This window comes from Mumia spirodelae (genome assembly GCF_050632745.1).
In the GTDB taxonomy this organism is placed as follows: Bacteria; Actinomycetota; Actinomycetes; order Propionibacteriales; family Nocardioidaceae; genus Mumia.
Genome location: NZ_JBODSD010000004.1, coordinates 383,816 through 405,114, shown reverse-complemented (window position 1 = coordinate 405,114; position 21,299 = coordinate 383,816). Strand labels below are relative to the sequence as shown.

Here is a 21,299-nt window from a genome sequence, read left to right as displayed (position 1 = left end):
CGCGCCACGTCTTGGCCGTCGGCATGAGCCTGGAGACCCTCGACCTCGGAGACGGGCTGCGCACCAGCCCGCAGGGATTCGGCGCGATGGCGCTGACCGCCGTCTACGGCGGCACCGATCCCGACAGCGCCCTCGCGACCCTCGAGCACGCCGTCGACGTGGGCGTGACGTTCGTCGACACCGCCAACGTGTACGGCAACGGCACCAACGAGGAGCTGGTCGGGCGCCTCCTCGTGACGCGCCCCGGCGCCGTCCAGGTCGCGACGAAGTTCGGGGTCTCGGGCAACATCCGGGTCGGCGAGCGTGCCGCCCGTGGTGACGCCCCGTACGTCCACGAGTGCGCGGAGGAGTCGCTGCGGCGCCTCGGCACCGATGTCATCGACCTCTACTACCTGCACCGCGTCGACACCCGGGTCCCGATCGAGGAGACGGTGGGCGCGATGGCCGAGCTCGTCGCGCAGGGCAAGGTCCGGCACCTCGGCCTGTCGGAGGTCACCGCCGACGAGCTGCGGCGTGCCCACGCCGTGCACCCGATCGCCGCCGTGCAGAGCGAGTGGTCGATCTGGAGCCGTGACGTCGAGCGCCACGTGGTCCCGACCGCAGCCGAGCTCGGTGTCGGCTTCGTCCCGTACTCGCCGCTCGGGCGCGGGTTCCTCGCCGGGTCCGTCGGTACGACGATCCCCGAGGGCGACATGCGCCGCACGTTCCCGCGCTTCGACGCCGACAACCTCGACGCCAACCAGGTCGTCGTCCAGGCGGTCCGCGCGGTCGCCGAGGACGCCGGCGTGACGCCGGCGCAGGTCGCCCTCGCCTGGGTCCACGCGCAGAGCGCCCGCTGGGGCCTCCCGGTCGTCCCTATCCCGGGAACGCGGCGGGCCGAGCGCGTCGACGAGAACCTCGGCGCGCTGTCGGTACGGCTCGACGCCGCGGCGCTGGCCGCGCTCGACGAGGTCTCCGGCGCCGTCGTCGGCGGGCGCTCGGCCGACCCGACCTGGGTGTCGGCCGGGCGGGAGTAGGGCCGGCGGGGCGTCGGGTAGCCTGGACCGGCCATCTCGGGCGCGGTACGCCACGGCGCTCCGCCCATGCCCGCCGACACCCAGCCGGAAACGGAGCACCCCTGTGCCTGCCTCTGTGATCGACAACGTCGTCAGCCTCTCCAAGCGCCGGGGGTTCGTCTTCCCCAGCGGCGAGATCTACGGAGGCACCCGCTCCGCGTGGGACTACGGTCCGCTCGGCGTCGAGCTCAAGGAGAACATCAAGCGCCAGTGGTGGCGTGCGATGGTGCAGCGCCGTGACGACGTCGTCGGCCTCGACTCCTCGGTGATCCTGCCGCGCCCGGTCTGGGAGGCCTCCGGCCACGTCGACGTCTTCACCGACCCGCTGATCGAGTGCCAGCACTGCCACAAGCGGTTCCGCCAGGACCACCTCCAGGAGGCGTACGCGGAGAAGAAGGGCCTCGACAACCCCGACGACGTGCCGATGACCGACGTCGTGTGCCCCAACTGCGGCACCCGCGGCCAGTGGACCGAGCCGCGCCAGTTCTCCGGCCTGCTCAAGACGTTCCTCGGTCCGGTCGACTCCGAGGAGGGCCTGCACTACCTCCGCCCGGAGACCGCGCAGGGCATCTTCGTCAACTTCGCGCTCGTGATGGCCGCCGCCCGCAAGAAGCCGCCGTTCGGCATCGCGCAGATGGGCAAGTCGTTCCGCAACGAGATCACGCCCGGCAACTTCATCTTCCGCACCCGCGAGTTCGAGCAGATGGAGATGGAGTTCTTCGTCAAGCCCGGCACCGACGAGGAGTGGCACCAGTACTGGATCGACGAGCGCATGCGCTGGTACACCGACCTCGGGGTGGCCGCGGACAACCTTCGGCTCTACGAGCACCCGAAGGAGAAGCTGTCGCACTACTCCAAGCGCACGGTCGACATCGAGTACCGCTTCCGGTTCGCCGGCTCGGAGTGGGGCGAGCTCGAGGGCGTCGCCAACCGCACCGACTTCGACCTCGGCACGCACGCGAAGCACTCCGGCAACGACCTGTCCTACTTCGACCAGGAGCTCGGCGAGCGCTGGACGCCGTACGTCATCGAGCCCGCAGCCGGCGTGAACCGCTCCATGATGGCGTTCCTCGTCGACGCGTTCCGCGAGGACGAGGCCCCCAACGCCAAGGGCGGCGTGGACAAGCGCACGGTGCTCGCCCTCGACCCGCGCCTGTCGCCGGTCAAGGCCGCGGTGCTCCCGCTCTCGCGCAACGAGCGTCTGAGCCCGGCGGCGCGCGACCTCGCTGCGGAGCTGCGGCAGTCGTGGAACGTCGAGTTCGACGACGCCGGGGCAATCGGCCGCCGCTACCGTCGCCAGGACGAGATCGGCACGCCGTTCTGCATCACCGTCGACTTCGACACCCTCGACGACAACGCGGTGACGATCCGCGAGCGCGACACGATGACGCAGGAGCGCGTCGCCCTCGACCAGGTCCCGGCCTACCTCGCCGCCCGGCTGATCGGCGCATGAGCCGGCGGACGACCCGTCGTACGACGCGGGGTGGGGCGCTGACCGCGCTGAGCCTCGCCGCGGTGCTGGCCGGGGGCTTGGCGCTCGCCGGGTGCAGCGGCGACGACAAGGGTGACGACACCGCCAAGGCGGCGCCCGAGACGACCTCGGCGGTGGACGTCCCGGAGGGCGTGACGCTGACCGAGGCGGGGACGAAGGTCGCGCTGGGCAAGCCCGCGACGGTCGGCTACCCCGTGGGCGAGGCTGCGAGCGCCATCACCGTCACGGTCGCGTCGGTGAAGCCCGGCAAGATCGCCGACCTGGACGGCTACGTGCTCGACCCGGCGTCGGCGACCTCGACGCCGTACTACGTGCAGGTCCAGGTCCGCAACGACGGGCCGGACCCGCTCGGCGGTGCCGCGGTGCCCGTGTACGGCTTCGACTCGACGCCGGCCTACTTCCCGCCGACCACCTTCGCGGGGGAGGCGTTCAAGCCTTGCCCGGGTGGCGCGCTGCCGAAGGCGTTCGACGCCGGCGCGACGTGGAAGGGCTGCTTCGTGCTGCTCGTGCCGAAGGGCGCGACGCTGCAGTCCGTGCAGGTCCGCACCAGCGATCCCGCGAGCACCCCGGTCTCCTGGCCTGTGGCCTGAGTCACGCTGGCATGCTTGGCCCATGCGCGAGGTGATGCAGTCCACGAAGCTGGCCGACGTCCTGTACGACATCCGCGGACCGGTGCTCGAGGAGGCCAAGCGCCTCGAGGACGAGGGGCACCGCATCCTCAAGCTCAACATCGGCAACCCGGCCCCGTTCGGCTTCGAGGCACCCGACGAGATCCTCGTCGACATCATCGCCAACCTGCACCAGGCCCAGGGCTACAGCGACTCCAAGGGCCTCATGCCGGCCCGGCGCGCGGTCGTCCAGCACTACGAGGAGCGGATCCCCGGCGTCGACGTCGAGGACGTCTACCTCGGCAACGGCGTCTCCGAGCTCATCGTGATGGCGATGCAGGCGCTGCTGGACGACGGCGACGAGGTCCTCGTCCCGATGCCGGACTACCCGCTGTGGACCGCGGCGGTGAGCCTCGCCGGCGGCACGGCGGTGCACTACCGCTGCGACGAGGCCTCCGACTGGAACCCCGACCTCGCCGACATCCGCTCCAAGGTCACCGACCGCACCAAGGCGATCGTCGTCATCAACCCCAACAACCCCACCGGTGCCGTGTACGAGCCGGCGGTGCTGGAGGAGATCGCGCAGGTCGCGCGCGAGAACGACCTGATCGTCTACGCCGACGAGATCTACGACAAGATCCTGTACGACGACGCCGAGCACACCCTGATGGCGTCGGTCGCCGACGACATTCTGTGCGTGACCTTCAACGGCCTCTCCAAGGCGTACCGGGTCGCGGGGTTCCGCAGCGGCTGGATGATGCTCTCCGGCCCGAAGCACCACGCCCACAGCTACGTCGAGGGCCTCAACATGCTCGCCAACATGCGGCTGTGCCCCAACGTGCCCTCGCAGTACGCGATCGCGACCGCGCTCGGCGGTCGTCAGTCGATCAACGCGCTGCTGCTCCCGGGCGGGCGGCTCCTCGAGCAGCGCAACCGGGCGTACGACCTGCTCACCCAGATCCCCGGTGTCAGCGTCGTGAAGCCGAAGGGCGCGCTGTACATGTTCCCGCGGCTCGACCCGCAGATGTACCCGATCGTCGACGACGAGAAGTTCGCCTACGAGCTGCTCCGGGAGCAGAAGCTTCTCGTCGTGCAGGGCACCGGGTTCAACTGGCCGACTCCGGACCACTTCCGCCTCGTCACGCTGCCGCGGGTCGAGGACCTCGAGGACGCCGTCGGCCGGATCGCGCGCTTCCTCGAGACGTACGCCGCCTGACGCTGGTCGAGCAGCCGAGCCGCTCGGCGAGGTGTATCGAGACCGCACGCGGGTCTCGATACGGGCTCCGCGAGCGCCCCGCCCTACTCGACCAACGACCGTTCCAAGACCCGTCGGTTGGCCACGCCTGCGAGAATGGACGCCATGCCCACCGCCACCACCGCACCCGCACGACCGCTGCGCCTCGGCGACCTCGAGGTCGCGACGCCGGTCGTGCTCGCGCCGATGGCCGGCGTCACCAACGCCGCGTTCCGACAGCTGTGCGCGGAGCAGGGTGCGGGGCTCTACGTCTGCGAGATGATCACGTCGCGCGGCATCGTCGAGGGCGACCCGATCAGCCTGCGGATGCTGCGCTTCGCCGAGGCGGAGACGGTGCGCTCGGTGCAGCTGTACGGCATCGACCCGGTGTACATCGGCAAGGCGGTGCGGATCCTCTGCGAGGAGTACGGCGTCGGCCACGTGGACCTCAACTTCGGCTGCCCGGTCCCCAAGATCACCCGCAAGGGCGGGGGAGCGGCGCTGCCGTGGAAGGCGACGCTGCTCGGCGAGATCCTCACGGAGGCGGTCGGCGCGGCGCAGCCGTACGGCGTCCCGGTGACGATGAAGACGCGCAAGGGCATCGACGAGGACCACCTGACGTACCTCGACGCGGGACGGATCGCCCAGGACGCGGGGTGCGCCGCCATCGCGCTGCACGGACGGACGGCGGCGCAGCACTACTCCGGCACCGCCGACTGGGAGTCGATCGCGACCCTCAAGCAGGCCGTCGACATCCCCGTGCTCGGCAACGGCGACATCTGGGAGGCCTCCGACGCGGTCGCGATGGTCGAGCAGACCGGGGTCGACGGTGTGGTCGTCGGACGCGGGTGCCTGGGGCGGCCGTGGCTGTTCCGCGACCTGGCCGCGGCCTTCGCCGGCGAGGACGCTACCGCGCTGCCGACGCTCGGCGAGGTGGCCGGGTGGATGCGCCGCCACGCCGAGCTGCTCTCCGCGGACATGGGGGAGGAGCGCGGCTGCATCGAGTTCCGCAAGCACGTCGCGTGGTACCTCAAGGGCTTCCGGGCGGGCGGGCGCATGCGGCACGCGCTGGCGACGATCAGCTCGCTGGCCGATCTCGACGCGCTCCTCGCCGACCTCGACCACGACGAGCCGTACCCGCTCGGCGAGCTGGGCAAGCCGCGCGGCCGCCAGGGGAGCGCGCGCAAGGTCGCGCTGCCCGACGGTTGGCTGACGTCGCGCGAGGTGGACGCGATCGATCCCGACGCCGAGGACGCGACCTCGGGCGGCTGACCCGCTACGCCGGGACGCGCACCGGGATCCCGGCCCGGACGACGGTCCGTGGGCGCGACGCGTCCCAGAGCACCTCGACGTCGTCGACCGGGTCGGCCGCGAGGGCGACGAGGTCCGCCGGGGAGCCGACGGCGAGGCGGCCGAGCTCCGGCCGCCGGATCAGCCCCGCGTTGACGGTCGTGACCGACCGCAGCAGCTCCGCAGGCGTCTGGACCTCGGCCTGCAGCTGCAGCCCGCGGAGCTGATCGTCCTCGAGATCGCCCATGAGGTCGCTGCCGAAGCCGACCGGGACGCCCGCAGCGGCTGCCAGGCTGATCGCCTCTCGGCCCGAGTCGAGAACCTCCGCGTTCTTCGCGCGGCCCACCGCCGAGAGCCCGACCTCGTCCGCGCGGCGCGCCATGGAGTCGTACGCGGCGAGCGTCGGCACGAGGTAGGCGCCGTGCTCGGCCATCGCGTGCGCCGCGGCCGCGTCGATGAGGTTGCCGTGCTCGATCGAGCGGACGCCGTTCGTGACCGAGTGGATGACGGCCTCGCTCGAGTAGGAGTGCGCCGCGACGTAGCTGCCGCGCCGCGTCGCCTCGTCCACGACGGCGGCGATCTCCTCCGCGGAGTACTGCGGGACGCGGATCGGGTCGACCGGTGACACCACGCCGCCCGACGTCATGATCTTGATGACGTGGGCGCCTTGGCGGAAGCGGCGGCGTACCGCGCGGCGGAGGTCGTCGACGCCGTCCACGACCTCGTTCATGTGGCCCTCGTGGAAGCACACGTCGAGCGTCGCCGGGCGCGGGTCTCCGTGACCGCCGGTCTGGCTGAGCGCCGGCCCGCTGTAGAGGTAGCGGGGTGCGGCGACGAGGTCCTCGTCGAGCGCCTGCGCGAGCCCGGCATCGCCGCCGGCGACGTCGCGGACCGTGGTGAACCCGCGGGCGAGGCACGCGCCGAGGCGCTTCGTCGCGTTGATCGCGACGTAGCTCAGGGACCGCCGCTCGAGCTCGAGCCCGCCCATGCACGTGCTGTACGCGTGGAAGTGGGCGTCGATGAACCCGGGCACCACCGTGGCTCCACCGAGGTCGAGCACGGGGGCGTCGGTGGCTCCGACGCTGCCGATCTCGCGCACCACGCCGTCCTCGACGAGGAGGTCGCCGTCGACGACGGTGCCGCTCTCGGGATCGCGGAAGTGCCCGTCGCGCAAGACCAGCCGGCCGCTCATACCCGGGAGCATAGCGACGCGGTCACCCCTCGCCGACGGACGCACGGGCCTGACGGGCCAGGGCGAGCTGGGTCTCCGCGAGGGCGCGCACGTCCGACGCGACCAGCGAGCGGCCCGTCGCCGCGACCGGCCCGTCCGGCGTGTGCACGGTGATGTCCGCGACGCCGAGGAAACGCTGGAGCGGCCCCTGCGAGATCGCGACGGACTGCGTCTTCGCGTGCGGGACGAGGTCGGTCCGGTGCGTGATCCACCCCTGCTCGGTGACGAACGCACGGGCGTCCGACCCGGCCGCACGGAACCGCCACCCGATCGGCGCGAACAGCCACGAGCGTCGAGGCGCCCGCACGCGCGGGATCGAGGCGGGATCGACGTCGCCGAACAGCTCGCCGAGCACCCGCCGGACCTCCTCCGGGGTCGCGACCGGCACCAGGGTCGCGCTGCCGGAGTCGTCGGAGTCGTGCGACGCCCCGGCGACCGTGACCTCGGCGCGGAGGAGGCGCAGCGGTCGCCACAGCGCGGCCTGGTGCGCGACGACCGCCTGCACCCGGTCGTACGGGACGGTCTGCGAGATCCGCGACAGCAGCCCGCGGGTGACGTGCAGACCCGTGGGCGCTCGGCGCAGCGTGAAGTCCCACTGCGCGACCACCCGCGACATGATCACCTGGCCGGCCCAGAGCAGGAGCGGCAGGACACCGAAGACGATGACGCCCGGGAACACCACCCCACCGACCACGATCGCGCTCAGGAACAGCGCTGGGACGAGGAACTCCGCCGACAGCACCGTCGCGACGACGAGCCGGGTGGGCTTGACGACGAGGATCGGCGGCGACATGTCGAGGTGGGGGACCACGGGCGGCGGGTACGGCGCCGCACCACCCTCGTACGACGGTGGCACCGCGGGCGCGTCACCGGGCGCCGCCGGTGCCGTGGCGTCGTACGGTGCGACGGTCATCGTGGAGCGGATCGCCTGCGAGCCCGCCTCGTACGCTCGCTGAAGCAGGATCGCGCGCAGCCGGTCGGCCTCGCTCCGGCGCAGGTACTGGAGGGAGACGCGCGAGTCGTCGCCGCCGGCGAGCTCGATCCGCAGCTCGCAGAGCCCGAAGATCCGCGCCGCGAACGGCTCGGCCACGTCGACCGACTGGATCCGCTCGTACGGCGCACGCCGGGAGCGGCGGGTGAGGATCCCGCTCTCCACGCGGACCTCGCGACCGTCGATGAAGTAGCGCGTGAACCGCCACGACAGGTAGCCGAACGCGACGCCGAGGACCGCCGCCGCGCCGACGATCGCGAGCCCGACCCAGAGCACGGACAGCAGGCTGCGCTCCGGCCCGCCCTCGGCCGCGTCGCGCCCGAACGCCACCAGACCGGCAGCGATCCAGATCCACACGCGCACCAGGGCGCTCGCCGGGTGGGTCCGCTGGCCGACCGTGGCCGGCGCCTGCTGCGGGGGGAGCGGGGGCTGCTCAGATCCCGGAGCCACGGGTCTTCCCGAGCTCGGTCAGGCGGTCGCGCAGCCGTGCCGCCTCGTCGGCGGGGATGCCGGGGATCACGGCCGAGGTCTGGGAGCTCGCCGTATGCAGGGAGACCTTCGCGATCCCGTACGACCGCTCGAGCGGCCCCGCGGTGACGTCGACGTACTGGACGCGCCCGTACGGCACGGCGACGATCTGCCGCCACGCGACGCCGTGCCGGATCCAGAGGTCCTCGGCGTTCTCGGCGAAGCCCCACGCCGCCTGGTTGCGCGCCGCCCAGAACCAGCCCCACACGATCACGGCGACGGCGACGGCCGCGAGCAGCGCGACGAGCCACCACCACTGCAGGACCAGCGCGACCACGGCGATCGCGACCACGGCCGGGACGACGGTCCAGACGACCAGCATCAGCCGGTGCAGCGTACGGAGCTTGACCGAGACCGGGTGCCAGGCCTCGGCCGGTGGGGCGAAGAGCGGGTCCACGCCTCCGACCCTATCGGGGGTCGTCGGCCGTCCCCACCGACGCACCGGTCGGTGTCGTGGACCCGGCGTGGGCCGGTGCGCGGGTCGGAGCGGCGGCGGCCGGCTCGACCTCCTCCGGCGCGCGGAGGGACCCGTACCGCTCCATGCGCTGCCACCTCAGCCGCACACCCGCGACGGAGGTCCACACCGACTGGATCACGACGAGGTACATCAGCTGGCGGTAGACGACCTGCTGGAGCGCGAGCGTCCACAGCGGCGCCAGGCGTTCGCCGTCGAGCCGGAACGCGTACACGCTCGTCGCCAGCTGCAGCGCGAGGAAGGCGAGCCAGAGCCCGATCACGTTCACCGGGTCGAGGAAGATCAGGCCGTAGATCGCGAACACGTCCACCACGGGGGCGAGCAGCGGCAGCAGCACCTGGAAGAGCGTCAGGTAGGTCAGGCCGCGGCGGCCGAAGCGCCCGGCACGTCCGCCCTGGACGTACGCGCCGCGGTGCTTCCACATCGCCTGCAGCGTGCCGTAGCACCAGCGGTAGCGCTGACGCCAGAGCGCGTCGAGCGTGGCCGGCGCCTCCGTCCAGGCGCGCGCGTCCTCCTGGTAGACGACCCGCCACCCGGAGCGCAGCAGCGCCATGGTGAGGTCGGTGTCCTCGGCCAGCGTCTCGTCGCTGACGCCGCCGACCGCGAGGAGCGCGGAGCGCCGGAACGCGCCGATCGCGCCCGGGACCGTCGGCATGCACTCGGCGAGGTCGAACAGTCGGCGGTCGAGGTTGAAGCCGACCACGTACTCGATGTGCTGCCAGCGGCCGAGCAGGCCTCCGCGGTTGGCGACCTTGGCGTTGCCCGAGACCGCTCCGACCTCAGGATCGCGGAACGGGATCAGCAGATGACGGATGGTGCTCGGCTCGAAGACGGTGTCGCCGTCGACCATCACGACGATCTCGTGCGACGCCGCGGCGATGCCGGTGTTGAGCGCCGCGGGCTTGCCGGCGTTCTGCTGGCGGATCAGGCGGACGCCGGGGAGGGCGAGGGACTCCACGAGAGCCGCGGTGTCGTCCGTCGACCCGTCGTCGACCACGATGACCTCGACCGGGACGTCGGAGGCGACCAGGGAGCGTACGGCGGCCTCGATGCCGGCGCTCTCGTTGAACGCGGGCACGACGACCGTCACGGGCGGGCACTCCGCGCGTGACGGGACAGGCCCCCAGCGGTCGGTGCCGCGTCGCCGGTGCCGGCGCGCGGCCACCACCAGGAGGAGCGACCGGCCGACCGCGAGGGCGCCCGCGGCGAGGAGCAGCACGGTGAAGATCCGCAGGACCCAGGTGCTCGCGTTGAAGGCGAGCAGGAGCGCGCGCCCCTGCCACTCCTGGACCGCCGACGCCGAGCCCGTGGCCGCCGACAGCCCGGAGGTCTCGCCGACGCTGCCCACGCGTACACCCGACGCCTTCAGCTGGGGGAGGAGCTCGTCGAGGGCCGCGACGGTCTGGCTGCGGTCGCCGCCGGCGTCGTGCATCAGCAGGATCTCGCCGGCGTCGGAGGTCGGCGTCGAGTTGGCCACGATCGCGTCGACGCCCGGCCGGCGCCAGTCCTCGCTGTCGAGCGTCGAGAGGACGGAGACGTATCCGGCCCCGCCGACGGACTCCAGGGCACGCCACTGGACGTCGTCGACGGCGTCGGGCGTGGACGAGTAGGGCGGGCGCAGCAGCGAGCTCGTCGTGCCGGTCGCGCCGTTCAGGATCAGCTGCGACTCGCGCAGCTCGAAGCCGCGGCGCCAGTCGCCGATCTGGCCGAGGTCGGTGTGCGTGAACGTGTGCATCCCGATCTCGTGGCCCTCGGCGAGGATCCGGCGCGTCAGACCTGGATGGTCGGCGATCTGGGTGCCGACCACGAAGAACGTCGCATGGACGCCGTGCTCGGCCAGCACGTCCAGGATCTCCGGGGTCCAGCGCGGGTCGGGCCCGTCGTCGAAGGTCAGCGCGACGGTACGGCGCTCCGGCGAGAGCGTACGGACCTGGTCGCCGCGGGCGTCGACGATCGGACCGCCGTCGGACACCGCCGAGGGCACGGTGCCGGCCTCGCCCGACGGCTTCACGGAGCCGTCCGCCGCCGTGCCGAACATGTGGCGGGCGTAGCCCTGGACCAGCAGGGCGGCGAGGAGGGTCGGCAGCAGCACCACGAGCAGCACCCAGTGCGCTCGGGGCTTGACGTCTCGCACCGTGCGGTGGCGCGGTGCCGCGTGCGAAGGCATCGTCAGGGGGTCGGGGTCGCCTTGGGCTTGCCCGGCGCCTCGGTCGGCTTGTGGGCGTCCTGAGCGGTGTCGCTGTTGCCCGGAGAGGCCGGCCGGCCCTGCGTCGGCGTCGCTGACGGCGTCGTCGGAGCGGGCGTGGTCGGTGCAGCCGTGGTCGGGGCGGGCGTCGTCGGGGCCGGCGCCGTCACCTGCTCGGTCGGCGACGGGGTGGTGTCGTCGGTGTCGTCGGAGCCGTTGCCCGGCGCAGGGTCGTCAGCCCCATCGCCGCCGTCGGCGCCGTCGGCTCCGCGCTCGGTGCTGTCGGTGCCGGCATCGTCAGCAGCGGCGGGATCGACCGTCGGGTCGCTCGAGCCGGCGGTGGACGGCCGCGGACCGTTGTCCTGCGCGGGCGCCGCGGCATCCGGCACCGCGGGCGGCAGGAGCGCCGACGGCAGCGACGGGCCGCCGAGCACGCTGCTGCCGAGCGCGACGACGTACGCCGCTGCGGGGAGGGCCAGCACCAGTGCCCAGCGCCGTGCCTTGTGAGCGCGCCGGCCGGAGGCGTCGACGAAGACCGGATCGGAGATCCGGGTGGGTGCCGTGTCGGCGCGGTGCTCGGGGGGCGTCGTCACAACGGGCGAATCTATCAGTGCCGTCCAAGCCGGGAGAAGACCTCGGGGCCACTGCGCGGGGCGGTGAGCAGCGCCAACGCCTGGCACAAACCGGACTCGACCGGTCACCGCGTCCATAACGGTTCGGCGCAACCCGTGGACGGATATGTCGTTCTCAGCAACAATGAGCGCAGGCCCGGCCCCGGGTCGTCACCACTTCACTCGGATCGTGCGGCACGTTCCTGCCGCTGAAGGGATGTTTTCGTCATGGCATCTGTCACCTTCCAGAAGGCGACGCGCGTCTTCCCGGGCCAGGAGCGCCCGGCCGTCGACCAGCTCGAGCTCGAGGTCGCGGACGGGGAGTTCCTCGTCCTCGTCGGACCCTCCGGCTGCGGCAAGTCCACCTCCCTGCGCATGCTCGCCGGGCTCGAGGACGTCGACGCCGGCCGGATCCTCATCGGCGACCGCGACGTCACCGACCTGCCGCCGAAGTCGCGCGACATTGCGATGGTCTTCCAGAACTACGCGCTCTACCCGCACATGTCGGTCGCCGAGAACATGGGCTTCGCGCTCAAGATCGCCGGCACCCCCAAGAGCGAGATCAAGCAGCGCGTGGCCGAGGCGGCCGAGATGCTCGGACTCACCGAGTACCTCGACCGCAAGCCGAAGGCCCTGTCCGGCGGCCAGCGCCAGCGCGTCGCGATGGGGCGCGCGATCGTGCGCTCCCCGCAGGTCTTCCTGATGGACGAGCCGCTGTCGAACCTCGACGCCAAGCTCCGCGTCCAGACCCGTGCCCAGATCGCGCAGCTGCAGCGCCGCCTCGGCACGACCACCGTCTACGTCACGCACGACCAGGTCGAGGCCATGACGCTCGGCGACCGCGTGGCGGTCATGAAGGACGGCGTCCTCCAGCAGATCGACACCCCCCGCGCGACGTACGACAAGCCCAACAACGTCTTCGTCGCGGGCTTCCTGGGCTCGCCGGCGATGAACCTCTTCGAGGTGCCGGTCAGCGAGGGCGGCGTCAAGGTCGGCGACACCGTCGTCCCGGTCGCCCGCGAGATCCTGGCCCAGACCGACGCCCCCGTCGTGACGCTCGGCGTGCGGCCGGAGGACATGACGCTCGGCGACCACGGCATCGCCACCGTCGTCGACGTCGTGGAGGAGCTCGGCTCGGACGCCTTCGCCTACGGCCACACCAAGCACGGCGAGAAGGACCAGACGCTGGTCAGCCGCGTCAACTGGCGTACGCCGCCGCGCATCGGCGAGGTCGTCCACCTGGCCGTCGATCCCGAGCGCGTGCACGTCTTCTCCAAGGAGACCGGCCTCCGCCTCGGCTGACGCCGACCACGCGAACAGACCCCGGTCCCTCCTGCGGGACCGGGGTCTTTCGTGTGCGCCGACCACCGGGACGTGGTCGTACGGGTCAGAAGCCCTGCCAGTCCGGCTTGTTCGCGAGCGTGTAGCGGTAGTAGTCGGCGTAGTCGAGCCGGGAGGCCGCCGCGTCGTCGACGAACACCGTCGCGTGCGGGTGCCACTGGAGGATCGAGGCGGGGCAGCGCGCGGACAACGGTCCCTCGACCGCCGCCGCGACCGCCTCCGCCTTGGCCTCGCCGGTCGCGACCAGGACGAGGTGGTGGGCGCTGCGGATCGTGCCGAGGCCCTGCGTCAGGACGTGGGTCGGCACCTCGTCGACGGAGTCGAAGAAGCGCGCGTTGTCCTTCCGCGTCTGCTGCGTCAGCGTCTTGGGTCGCGTCCGTGACGATAGCGACGACATCGGCTCGTTGAACCCGACGTGGCCGTCGGTCCCGATCCCCAGCAGCTGGACGTGCACCCCGCCGACGGCGTCGATCGCGGCGTCGTAGCGCGCGCACTCCGCGGCGAGGTCGTCCGCGGTGCCGTCGGGGGAGTGGACGCGGGCCGGGTCGATGTCGACGTGGTCGGTGAGCTCGCGGCGGATCACGGCGGCGTAGGACTCGGGGTGCGTGGCGGGCAGGCCGACGTACTCGTCGAGGAGGAACGCCGACGCGTGCGCGAACGACAGCCCCTCCTCGCGGTGCCGCCGGATCAGCTCCGCGTACGCGACCAGCGGCGACGACCCGGTCGCCAGCCCGATCACCGGCGCCTCCGTGCGCAGCACCGCCTCGTACACGTCCGCGACGTGCCGCCCGATGTCCTCCGCGGACGGGCAGATCACGACCTCCACGAACCACTCCTCCCTTGGTCGGTCGCCAGCTCGGCGGCGCCGAGGGCAGCGGCCGGGTACTCGACCGGCAGGGCCACCGTCCGCTCACGCAGCCGGAGGCTCGACACGAACGAGGACGCCGTCTCGTCGGATCCCAGCCGGGCGAACAGCGGCTCGATCACGCGGGGACCGAGCCGCATCACGCCGCCGGTCAGGACCACGCGGGCCGGGTCGACGCTCAGCGTCACGATCCGGATCGCCTCGCCGAGCCAGTGCAGGAACGTGTCGCGGACCGCGATCGCCCGCTCGTCGCCGGCGTCGGCCGCGTCGAAGACCGCGACCGGCTCGGGCCCCGGACCGTCGTACGGCCACTGGCGGGCGAGCCCGCGCCCCGACGCGTACAGCTCGAGGCAGCCGTGCTGCCCGCACGTGCACCGCGGCCCGTCCTCGACGACCGCCAGGTGCCCGATCTCGCCGACGAGCCCGGACGCGCCGCGCCGCAGCCGGCCGTCGAGCACGAACCCGGCCGCGAGTCCCGTCCCGACCGACAGCAGCGCCACGTCCTCCGGCTCGCCGCGCGAGCGCAGCCAGGTGGCGACGCCGCGCGCGGCAGCGTTCACGTCGTTGTTCACGGTCACCGGCACCGACAGCGCGCTGCTGAGAGCGCCGCGCAGGTCCAGCGCCTCGGTGATGTCGAGGTTGACGGCGTTGGTGAGCACGCCGTCGGCGTCGACCGCGCCGGGGATCCCGGCTCCGACCGCGACGACCGTCGTGTCGTCCGGGAGCGCCTCGACGAGGTGCTTGACGACCTCGAGCGCGGTCGCGACGACTCCCGTCGGGCCGAGGACGGTGGGGGTGCGGACCTCGGCCAGCACCGCGTCCGGACGCGTGACGTCGGCGGCGATCCCGTGGATCTTCGTCCCGCCGATGTCGAGCCCGATGGTGACGGCGATCATCGTTCCTCTCCGGTCGGCCCGGGCCTCGTCGCCCGTGCACGGTCGATCGTGTCACCGATCGCGCGCGAAGGGGGCTGCGCCGCGCCCCAGCCTCGTACGACGCGGGGGAGCGCCTCGACCTCGGGCGAGGGCCAGCCCAGCTCCACGACCAGCGTGTCGGGGCGGGCGTCGACGACCATGCGCAACCACGTCCAGGCCTCGGCGTCCGCGGCGGCGGAACGGGCCACCAGGACCAGCGGACCGTCGTGGCCGACGAGCTCCTCGAGCGCGGGGACGCCGTCGGACGTCGAGCGGACCGTCGCCCCCGTGATTCCGAGGTCGCCCCACGCCGCGTCACCGACGGCCATGTTGGCGCCGGTCTCGAGGCGGACGACCAGCGGCGACCCGGAGGGCAGCGCCTCGATCGGGTCGACGGCCGCCGCTGCGGCGCGACGACCCGCTGCGCGACCAGCCTCGACGAGAGCCTGGTCCGCGGGGACGACGCCCGTGCCGTACGCGGCGCCCAGCGCGTCCACGCGGGCGGCGGCGTCCAGGAGGCGGTCGGCGGGCAGCGTGCCGTCGGCGACCGCGGCGACGATCGCGTCGACCACGTCGAGCACGTCGTCGGCGCCGCGACCGCGCAACGACGGTCCGATGCACAGGAGGTCGGCTCCGGCGACCAGGGACGCGACCGCGGCCGCCGGGATGCCGATCGCGGCGCTCGCTCCGGCCATGTCGAGGGCGTCGGTGACGATGACGCCGTCGAACCCGAGCTCCTCGCGGAGCAGGCCCGTGAGGATCGCGGGGCTCAGCGTGGCCGGACGGTCAGGGTCGAGGGCACCGAGCACGATGTGCGAGGTCATGACCGTCGCCACGCCGGCCTCGATCGCGGCGACGAAGGGGACCAGCTCGCGTGCCCGCAGCGTCGCCAGGTCGGCGTCGACGCGGGGCAGCGCGAGGTGCGAGTCGGTGGCGGTGTCGCCGTGGCCGGGGAAGTGCTTCACGCATGCAGCGACGCCCTGCTCCTGCAGGCCTCGCACCCAGGCCGCGGTGTGGCGGGCGACGAGCGCGGGGTCCGCGCCGAAGCTGCGGGTGCCGATCACGGGGTTGCGCGGGTTGGAGTTGATGTCGGCGTCGGGAGCGAGGTCGAGCCACAGGCCGCCCGCCTTCAGCTCCGCGCCGATCGCGCGGGCGACCGCGGTCGTGGTCGGGAGGTCGTCGGCACGACCGAGCACGGCGTTGCCGGGGTACGGGCTGCCGCTGGCGTAGTGCAGCCGCGTGACGTCGCCGCCCTCCTCGTCCAGCGCGAGCACCAGCGACGGCGCGAGGTCGCTGAGCGTACGACCGAGGGCGAGGACGTCGGCCGGGTCCGCGGTCAGGTTGTTGCCGTACAGGCAGATGCCGCCGAGCCCGTCCTCGACCAGGCCCGGCAGCCACGCGGGCAGCTCGGTCCCCTCGAACGCGCCCAGGACGACCTTGTGCGCGGCTCGGCGCACGGAGCGGTCGGGCGTCATCCCTTGACCGCCCCCGACACCATGCCGCTGGTCATCTTGTTCTGGACGAACATGAACAGCGCGATCACCGGGATCGCCACGAGCGTCGCGCCCGCCATCACAGCGGGCCAGTCGATCGCCTTGTTGGACACCGTCGTCATCCCCTGCAGCCAGAGCGGGATCGTCCGGTTGGACGGATCCATCACCACGGTCGCCAGTGTGATCTCGTTCCAGCACTGAAGGAAGCCGTACACGCCGGACGCGACCAGACCGGGGGCCAGCAGCGGGAACGTGATCGTGAAGAACGCGCGGAAGCGGCTGCAGCCGTCGACCATCGCCGCCTCCTCCAGCTCCGCGGGGACACCGGCGACGAAGCCGCGCAGCATCCAGATGGTGAAGGGAAGGATCATCGCGAGGTACAGCAGCGTGAGGCCGGCGACGGTGTTGAAGAGACCCCAGCCGGACAGCATCTTGTACTGCGAGATGAACAGCGCCTCGGCGGGGATCATCTGGACCACGAGGATCACCACGATGAACGTGGCCTTGCCGCGGATCCGGAAGCGCGAGATGGCGAGCGCGGCGAGGAACGCGAACACGAGGCCGGAGCCCACCGCCAGCAGGGTCACCGTGAGGCTGAGCTGCATCGAGTCCCAGAACGACGCGTCGACCACGCGCCCGTACGCGTCGGCGCTGGTGCCCTCGCCGAACGGCAGCCAGGCGGGGTCGGGGGAGTGGAGACGCCGCAGGCTCTGGAAGGAGCTGTTGACCATCCAGTAGACGGGGAACGCCCACACGACGGCGATCACGATCGCGAGCGTGCTGAGGAGCGTGCGTCCGGTCCGCGGGCGGCGGTTGCGGGTCACGGTCGGGGTCGAGGGGGTCATGCGGTGCGCTCCTCACGCAGCAGGGAGCGGACGTAGCCGAAGGTGAGGCCCAGGGTCAGCAGCAGCATCAGCATCGCGACCGCGGACGCGACGCCGTACTCGCTCTGCGCGACGCCGAGCTGGTAGAGGTAGGTGCCCAGGAGGTTGGTCTCGCTCACCGTGCCGCCGGCGCCCTGGAGGTACTTGATCTGGGCGAACAGCCGCAGGTCCCACACGATCTGCAGCAGCATGACGATCGACAGCACGGGCCGGATCGTCGGCAGGACGATGAAGCGGAAGCGCTGGGTGCGCGTGGCGCCGTCGAGCTGGGCCGCCTCGACGGTCTCCTCCGGGACCTGGGTGAGCGCCGCGTACAGGCTGAAGGCGACGAACGGCACGCTCATCCAGACGACGATGACGCCGGCGACGAAGAAGAAGGTCCAGGGGTTCGCGAGCCAGGAGTAGCCCTCCATGCCCTCGAAGCCGATCTTGACCAGCAGCCAGTTGACCATGCCGTAGCGGGTGTCGAAGAGCCAGTTCCAGATGGTGAGGCTGGCGACCAGCGGGCTGGCCCACGCGGCGAGCATCGAGATCTGGAGGATGATCCGCGCCGTGGTCGACACCTGGCGCATCAGCAGGGCGACCGCCATGCCGATGACGAGGGTGAGCGAGGCGGCGACGAGGCAGAAGGCGATCGAGCGGAGGACCACGGCCCAGGTCGTGGGGTCGGTCAGCACGTCGGCGTAGTTGTCGAAGCCGATCCAGCCCGGGTCGGCGGTGCCGAACTGCTGGGCGAGGCCGAACTCCTGGAACGACATCACCACCTGGCGCACCAACGGATAGCCGAGGCCGAGGGCGAGGGTCGCGAGCGCCGGGACCAGCAGCAGGTACGGCGCGGGGCGCCGCCGGCGGTTCCGCAGCGGCGGAGGCTCGGGTTCGGTGTGCCCGGGAGGTGCGTCGGGGGTGGTCATCGCCTGAGCCATGGTCTGCCTGTCGTGATCGTGGGGGTGGGGCGGGACCCCGTCGCTCCGGGGGAGCAGCGACGGGGTCCCGCACCGGTCGTGCGGTCGGGGTGGGTCCCGACGGCCTTACTTGTTGAGGATGGCCTCGAGCTTGGCGTCGTAGTCCTTCGCCGTCGACGCGACGTCGGCGCCGCCGGCGATCTTGCCGAAGAACTCCTCCATGACCTGCGTGGTCTCGACCTCGGTCCAGTGCGGCGAGGCCGGCGTCAGCTGGGAGCTCGAGGCGGCGGCGATCGACGCCTTCGCGAACTCGTCGTCACCCATCTTGGCGGTGAACGTGGAGTTGGCCGGGCCGAGCCCGTTCTCCGCGAGCATCGACTGGTACTCGTCGCTGTAGATCAGCTTGAGCAGCGCGTAGGCCTCGTCCTGGTGCTTGGACTTGGCCGAGATGCCGATGTTGGAGCCGCCGGCGAAGACCGGGGCCGCGCCGCCGTCGGTGCCGGGGAGCGCGAAGCCGCCGAGGTCGTCGGCGAGCTTCTCGTCGACGCTCCAGCGGGCCCAGCCCGGAGCCATGAACATCGCGGCCTCACCGTTGTTGAACGGGACCCACGACTCCTCGTCGAGCCCGTCCTTCGGCGCGGTGCTGGCCTTGTCGGAGAGGGTCTTCCACTCCTCGAGACCCTTCACGCTCTCGGGGGAGGACAGCTTGCCGACCCACGAGTCACCCTCCTGGACGGCGATGTCGCCGCCGTTGGCGAAGAGCCACGAGATGCCGTTGCGCCAGTCCTGACCGGGGACCCAGAAGCCCGAGAAGTTCTTGTCGCCCGACTTCTCCTTGAGCGCGACCGCGGCCTGGTTGAACTCCGCCAGGGTGGTCGGCACCGCGACGCCGGCGTCGGCGAGCGCCTTCTTGCTGTAGAAGACGTAGCGCGAGCCCCAGTAGTAGGGGACCGCGAACTGCTTGCCGTCGTACGACCCGGCCTTGAGGAAGCTCTCCGGGCCGACGTCGTCGCCGAGGTCGGCGACCTTGTCGGTGAGGTCGGTGAACGCGCCCACCGAGGTGAAGGTCGGCGACTGCGTGTTGCCGATCTCGAAGACGTCCGGAGTTTGACCAGCGTCGCTGAGCGCGGTCTGCAGGCGCGGGATCAGCTCGCCCCAGTCGATGCGCTCGATCTTGAGGTCGGTGCCCGCGTTCTGGGCCTCGTACTCCTTCTCGAGCCACGTGGTCAGGTCCTCGGGCGTGTCCGTCTCGCCGGCGAGCCAGAGCTTGACGGTCGTGGTGCCGCCCGACGCGCTGTCGTCGCCGGAGTCGGACCCGCACGCGGTGAGGGCGAGTGCGGAGGCCACGCCCAGAGCCGCCAGTCGGGTGAGATTCTTCATGGTTTCTTCCTTAGAGGTGAGGGCCCCGGGGGATGAGGCCTTCGGAGGGGAGGGGTCGGTGTGACGGCAGCCGCGGTGACACCAGGCGTCAGACCACCCCTAGCTGGGCGAAGCGGACCTGCGCCGCCGCACCCGTGAGGACGACGTCGCGTGCCAGCGATGCCATCCGCACGTCGAGGTGCTCGGCGACCACCGGCATGCTCCGCTCGGCGACCGCGGCGCGGACCGCCCCCAGGAGGGGGCCGTCGAGCAGCTCGGCGGGGCCGTAGAGCACGACATCGGTGATGCCGAGCGTGGTGACGATGGGGGCGAGGACCGCTCCCAGCGTCGTGCCGACGGTCCGCAGCTCGGACTCGACGGCGTCGGGGGAGGCGGCCGCGAGGCGGTCGCGCAGGTGGGGGACGGCGAGCACGGTCTCGAGGCAGCCGCGGTTGCCGCAGGCGCACGGCGCCCCGCCGGGCTCGACGACGACGTGGCCGACCTCGCCCGCCGACAGGAGCGGGCCGCCGAGGATGGTGCCGTCCATGAGGATGCCGCCGCCGACGCCGTGGCCGACAGCGACCAGGAGGAGGCCGTCGGCGTTGCCCGCACCGAACGTGCACTCGGCGAGCGCGGCGATGTTGGCGTCGTTGGCGATCGAGACCGGGAGGCCGACCCGTGCGCCGACGGCGTCGGCCAGCGGGAGCTCGTACCAGCCGAGGTTGGGCGCCTGGCGCACCACGCCCAGGCCGTCGACCACGCCGGGGGTGCCGATCCCGACACCGAGGACGGGGCGCTCGGAGGACGCGACGAGTCCTCGGACGAGGTCGACGACGAGGTCGACGGCCGCGTCGCCCCGGGCGTCGCCGAGCTCGACGGCGCTGCGGGTCACGATCTGACCGCGCAGGTCCATCAGCGCGCCGTGGAGGACGGTGTCGTCGGAGAGGTCGAGGGCGACGATGAGGACCGCGTCGTGGACGAGCCCGACGAGCGTGGCCGGCTTGCCAGGGCGTGCGCCGGGCTTGGTGCCGAGCTCGGCCACGAGCCCGTCGGCCAGCAGCTCGGTCACGAGGTCGGAGACCGTCACGCGGGTCAGCGAAGTCGCTCGGGCGAGGTCGGCGCGGCTCAGCGGACCCTCGTCGGCGAGGCACTGGAGGATCAGGGAGAGGTGGTGCCGGCGGGTGTCGGCGGGCAGCACCTTCTCGTGCGCACGACGCGTCGTGCGCTGACGCAGCGGCGGGATGGTCCGCGCGTCTCCGGGGAGGGTGGTCCGCTCGATCACGTTGTTAGTTCACCGTACTAACAAACGTCGGTCAAGAGCCGTTGGCATTTCGTTACCTTCGCGTCCGCCCCTGCGTCGACCAGCCGTCCAGCGAGGGTGACGTACGCCAGATTGACCCGAATGGGGCCCGGGTGGGACACTGGGAGACGGCGTATTCCGTCCCGTTCCTTTCTTCGTGGACGCGGACCCGCGCCCATCCGATCACTCCCGATGAGAAGGATTCCGATGGCCAAGGCTCTCCTCGGCTACGTGGCGACGCCGAACGTCCACCACCAGGCCCGCGAGGCACAGCTCCGCCGACGCATCGCCGATCTGGAGGCAGAGGTGATCAGGCTCAAGCACGAGAACGACGAGCTGATCGCGTCCACCGACCTCGATCCGGTGCACCTCTCGACCGCAGACCTGCTCGAGACCGCCGGCTCCTGACCGGCAACGGTCCCCATCCGGGCCCGACGCCACTGTCGGGCTGCCCGGGCGTGGCGCGACGGAGGAGTCCCGTCGGTCACCTACGCTGAGAGCGGCATCCTTCCCCGCTGCCGTCAGACCCGTCGTTTGTGGT

General features: G+C 72.1%; 19 protein-coding genes. 7 read left to right on the top strand and 12 right to left on the bottom strand.

The features are described 5' to 3' along the window. Positions 1-23: 23 nt before the first annotated feature. The 5 genes from ACQSSQ_RS19825 (at position 24) to dusB (ending at position 5,661) form a co-directional block, all read left to right on the top strand. Positions 24-1,016, top strand: a complete 993-nt coding sequence (locus tag ACQSSQ_RS19825; protein WP_431328850.1) for an aldo/keto reductase — start codon at positions 24-26, stop codon at positions 1,014-1,016. Positions 1,017-1,119: 103 nt separating this feature from the next. After that, a complete protein-coding gene (locus ACQSSQ_RS19820) occupies positions 1,120-2,508 on the top strand; it encodes a glycine--tRNA ligase (protein WP_431328849.1) in 1,389 nt (462 codons plus the stop codon). Further along, positions 2,505-3,137: a hypothetical protein gene (locus ACQSSQ_RS19815; protein WP_431328848.1), complete on the top strand. Its 633-nt coding sequence runs from the start codon at positions 2,505-2,507 to the stop codon at positions 3,135-3,137. The genes ACQSSQ_RS19820 and ACQSSQ_RS19815 overlap by 4 nt, the downstream gene beginning before the upstream one ends. 22 nt (positions 3,138-3,159) lie before the next feature. Next, positions 3,160-4,371, top strand: coding sequence for a pyridoxal phosphate-dependent aminotransferase (locus ACQSSQ_RS19810; RefSeq protein ID WP_431328847.1), 1,212 nt, complete (start codon positions 3,160-3,162; stop codon positions 4,369-4,371). A 135-nt stretch (positions 4,372-4,506) separates the two neighbouring features. Continuing rightward, the gene (dusB, locus tag ACQSSQ_RS19805; RefSeq protein WP_431328846.1) at positions 4,507-5,661 is read left to right on the top strand and encodes a tRNA dihydrouridine synthase DusB; all 1,155 of its coding nucleotides are present in this window, start codon (positions 4,507-4,509) and stop codon (positions 5,659-5,661) included. Between the two features lie 4 nt (positions 5,662-5,665). On the opposite strand, the gene ACQSSQ_RS19800 is transcribed toward dusB, so the two are convergent. Genes ACQSSQ_RS19800 through ACQSSQ_RS19780 form a run of 5 tightly spaced genes read right to left on the bottom strand, consistent with a single transcriptional unit; the run spans position 5,666 to position 11,682 of the window. Continuing rightward, entirely contained in the window at positions 5,666-6,871 is a 1,206-nt protein-coding gene (locus ACQSSQ_RS19800) for a metal-dependent hydrolase family protein (RefSeq protein WP_431328845.1), read from the bottom strand. 22 nt (positions 6,872-6,893) lie between these two features. Then, positions 6,894-8,351 carry a PH domain-containing protein gene (locus tag ACQSSQ_RS19795; protein ID WP_431328844.1) on the bottom strand — a complete coding sequence of 486 codons (1,458 nt, stop codon included), beginning with the start codon at positions 8,349-8,351 and terminating at the stop codon, positions 6,894-6,896. Then, entirely contained in the window at positions 8,335-8,826 is a 492-nt protein-coding gene (locus tag ACQSSQ_RS19790; RefSeq protein ID WP_431328843.1) for a PH domain-containing protein, read from the bottom strand. Before ACQSSQ_RS19790 ends, ACQSSQ_RS19795 begins: the two co-directional genes overlap by 17 nt. 10 nt (positions 8,827-8,836) lie before the next feature. After that, entirely contained in the window at positions 8,837-11,071 is a 2,235-nt protein-coding gene (locus ACQSSQ_RS19785; protein WP_431328842.1) for a bifunctional polysaccharide deacetylase/glycosyltransferase family 2 protein, read from the bottom strand. A 2-nt stretch (positions 11,072-11,073) separates the two neighbouring features. Continuing rightward, complete coding sequence (locus ACQSSQ_RS19780) at positions 11,074-11,682, bottom strand: hypothetical protein (protein ID WP_431328841.1); 609 nt, start codon at positions 11,680-11,682, stop codon at positions 11,074-11,076. Between the two features lie 246 nt (positions 11,683-11,928). Here ACQSSQ_RS19780 and ACQSSQ_RS19775 point away from each other — a divergent pair, with 246 nt between their 5' ends. Next, complete coding sequence (locus tag ACQSSQ_RS19775) at positions 11,929-13,002, top strand: ABC transporter ATP-binding protein (protein ID WP_431328840.1); 1,074 nt, start codon at positions 11,929-11,931, stop codon at positions 13,000-13,002. A gap of 85 nt (positions 13,003-13,087) precedes the next feature. Here ACQSSQ_RS19775 and nagB read toward each other — a convergent pair whose 3' ends face one another. The 7 genes from nagB to ACQSSQ_RS19740 all read right to left on the bottom strand — a co-directional run bounded on the left by nagB (position 13,088) and on the right by ACQSSQ_RS19740 (position 20,740). Beyond that, the gene (gene nagB / locus ACQSSQ_RS19770; RefSeq protein WP_431328839.1) at positions 13,088-13,867 is read right to left on the bottom strand and encodes a glucosamine-6-phosphate deaminase; all 780 of its coding nucleotides are present in this window, start codon (positions 13,865-13,867) and stop codon (positions 13,088-13,090) included. Beyond that, positions 13,855-14,802 carry an ROK family protein gene (locus tag ACQSSQ_RS19765; RefSeq protein WP_431328838.1) on the bottom strand — a complete coding sequence of 316 codons (948 nt, stop codon included), beginning with the start codon at positions 14,800-14,802 and terminating at the stop codon, positions 13,855-13,857. The genes nagB and ACQSSQ_RS19765 overlap by 13 nt, the downstream gene beginning before the upstream one ends. Continuing rightward, positions 14,799-16,295: a glycoside hydrolase family 3 protein gene (locus tag ACQSSQ_RS19760; RefSeq protein ID WP_431328837.1), complete on the bottom strand. Its 1,497-nt coding sequence runs from the start codon at positions 16,293-16,295 to the stop codon at positions 14,799-14,801. Before ACQSSQ_RS19760 ends, ACQSSQ_RS19765 begins: the two co-directional genes overlap by 4 nt. After that, entirely contained in the window at positions 16,292-17,158 is an 867-nt protein-coding gene (locus tag ACQSSQ_RS19755; protein ID WP_431328836.1) for a carbohydrate ABC transporter permease, read from the bottom strand. The genes ACQSSQ_RS19760 and ACQSSQ_RS19755 overlap by 4 nt, the downstream gene beginning before the upstream one ends. Then, complete coding sequence (locus ACQSSQ_RS19750) at positions 17,155-18,108, bottom strand: carbohydrate ABC transporter permease (protein ID WP_431328835.1); 954 nt, start codon at positions 18,106-18,108, stop codon at positions 17,155-17,157. The genes ACQSSQ_RS19755 and ACQSSQ_RS19750 overlap by 4 nt, the downstream gene beginning before the upstream one ends. Before the next feature lie 117 nt (positions 18,109-18,225). After that, on the bottom strand, positions 18,226-19,479 hold the full coding sequence (locus ACQSSQ_RS19745) for an extracellular solute-binding protein (RefSeq protein WP_431328834.1): 1,254 nt from the start codon (positions 19,477-19,479) through the stop codon (positions 18,226-18,228). Between the two features lie 88 nt (positions 19,480-19,567). Next, positions 19,568-20,740, bottom strand: coding sequence for an ROK family transcriptional regulator (locus tag ACQSSQ_RS19740; protein ID WP_431328833.1), 1,173 nt, complete (start codon positions 20,738-20,740; stop codon positions 19,568-19,570). A 225-nt stretch (positions 20,741-20,965) separates the two neighbouring features. Between ACQSSQ_RS19740 and ACQSSQ_RS19735 the strand changes: the two genes are divergently transcribed. Continuing rightward, entirely contained in the window at positions 20,966-21,166 is a 201-nt protein-coding gene (locus ACQSSQ_RS19735; RefSeq protein WP_431328832.1) for a hypothetical protein, read from the top strand. The last annotated feature ends 133 nt before the right edge of the window (positions 21,167-21,299 follow it).

What these genes read in the sequence shown, in the direction of transcription:
- ACQSSQ_RS19825 (WP_431328850.1), top strand. Translation starts at nt 24, where the DNA reads ATGAGCCTGGAGACCCTCGACCTCGGAGACGGGCTGCGCACCAGCCCG.
- ACQSSQ_RS19815 (WP_431328848.1), top strand. Translation starts at nt 2,505, where the DNA reads ATGAGCCGGCGGACGACCCGTCGTACGACGCGGGGTGGGGCGCTGACC.
- ACQSSQ_RS19810 (WP_431328847.1), top strand. Translation starts at nt 3,160, where the DNA reads ATGCGCGAGGTGATGCAGTCCACGAAGCTGGCCGACGTCCTGTACGAC.
- dusB (WP_431328846.1), top strand. Translation starts at nt 4,507, where the DNA reads ATGGACGCCATGCCCACCGCCACCACCGCACCCGCACGACCGCTGCGC.
- ACQSSQ_RS19800 (WP_431328845.1), bottom strand. Translation starts at nt 6,871, where the DNA reads ATGAGCGGCCGGCTGGTCTTGCGCGACGGGCACTTCCGCGATCCCGAG.
- ACQSSQ_RS19785 (WP_431328842.1), bottom strand. Translation starts at nt 11,071, where the DNA reads ATGCCTTCGCACGCGGCACCGCGCCACCGCACGGTGCGAGACGTCAAG.
- ACQSSQ_RS19775 (WP_431328840.1), top strand. Translation starts at nt 11,929, where the DNA reads ATGGCATCTGTCACCTTCCAGAAGGCGACGCGCGTCTTCCCGGGCCAG.
- ACQSSQ_RS19765 (WP_431328838.1), bottom strand. Translation starts at nt 14,802, where the DNA reads ATGATCGCCGTCACCATCGGGCTCGACATCGGCGGGACGAAGATCCAC.
- ACQSSQ_RS19760 (WP_431328837.1), bottom strand. Translation starts at nt 16,295, where the DNA reads ATGACGCCCGACCGCTCCGTGCGCCGAGCCGCGCACAAGGTCGTCCTG.
- ACQSSQ_RS19755 (WP_431328836.1), bottom strand. Translation starts at nt 17,158, where the DNA reads ATGACCCCCTCGACCCCGACCGTGACCCGCAACCGCCGCCCGCGGACC.
- ACQSSQ_RS19750 (WP_431328835.1), bottom strand. Translation starts at nt 18,108, where the DNA reads ATGACCACCCCCGACGCACCTCCCGGGCACACCGAACCCGAGCCTCCG.
- ACQSSQ_RS19745 (WP_431328834.1), bottom strand. Translation starts at nt 19,479, where the DNA reads ATGAAGAATCTCACCCGACTGGCGGCTCTGGGCGTGGCCTCCGCACTC.
- ACQSSQ_RS19735 (WP_431328832.1), top strand. Translation starts at nt 20,966, where the DNA reads ATGGCCAAGGCTCTCCTCGGCTACGTGGCGACGCCGAACGTCCACCAC.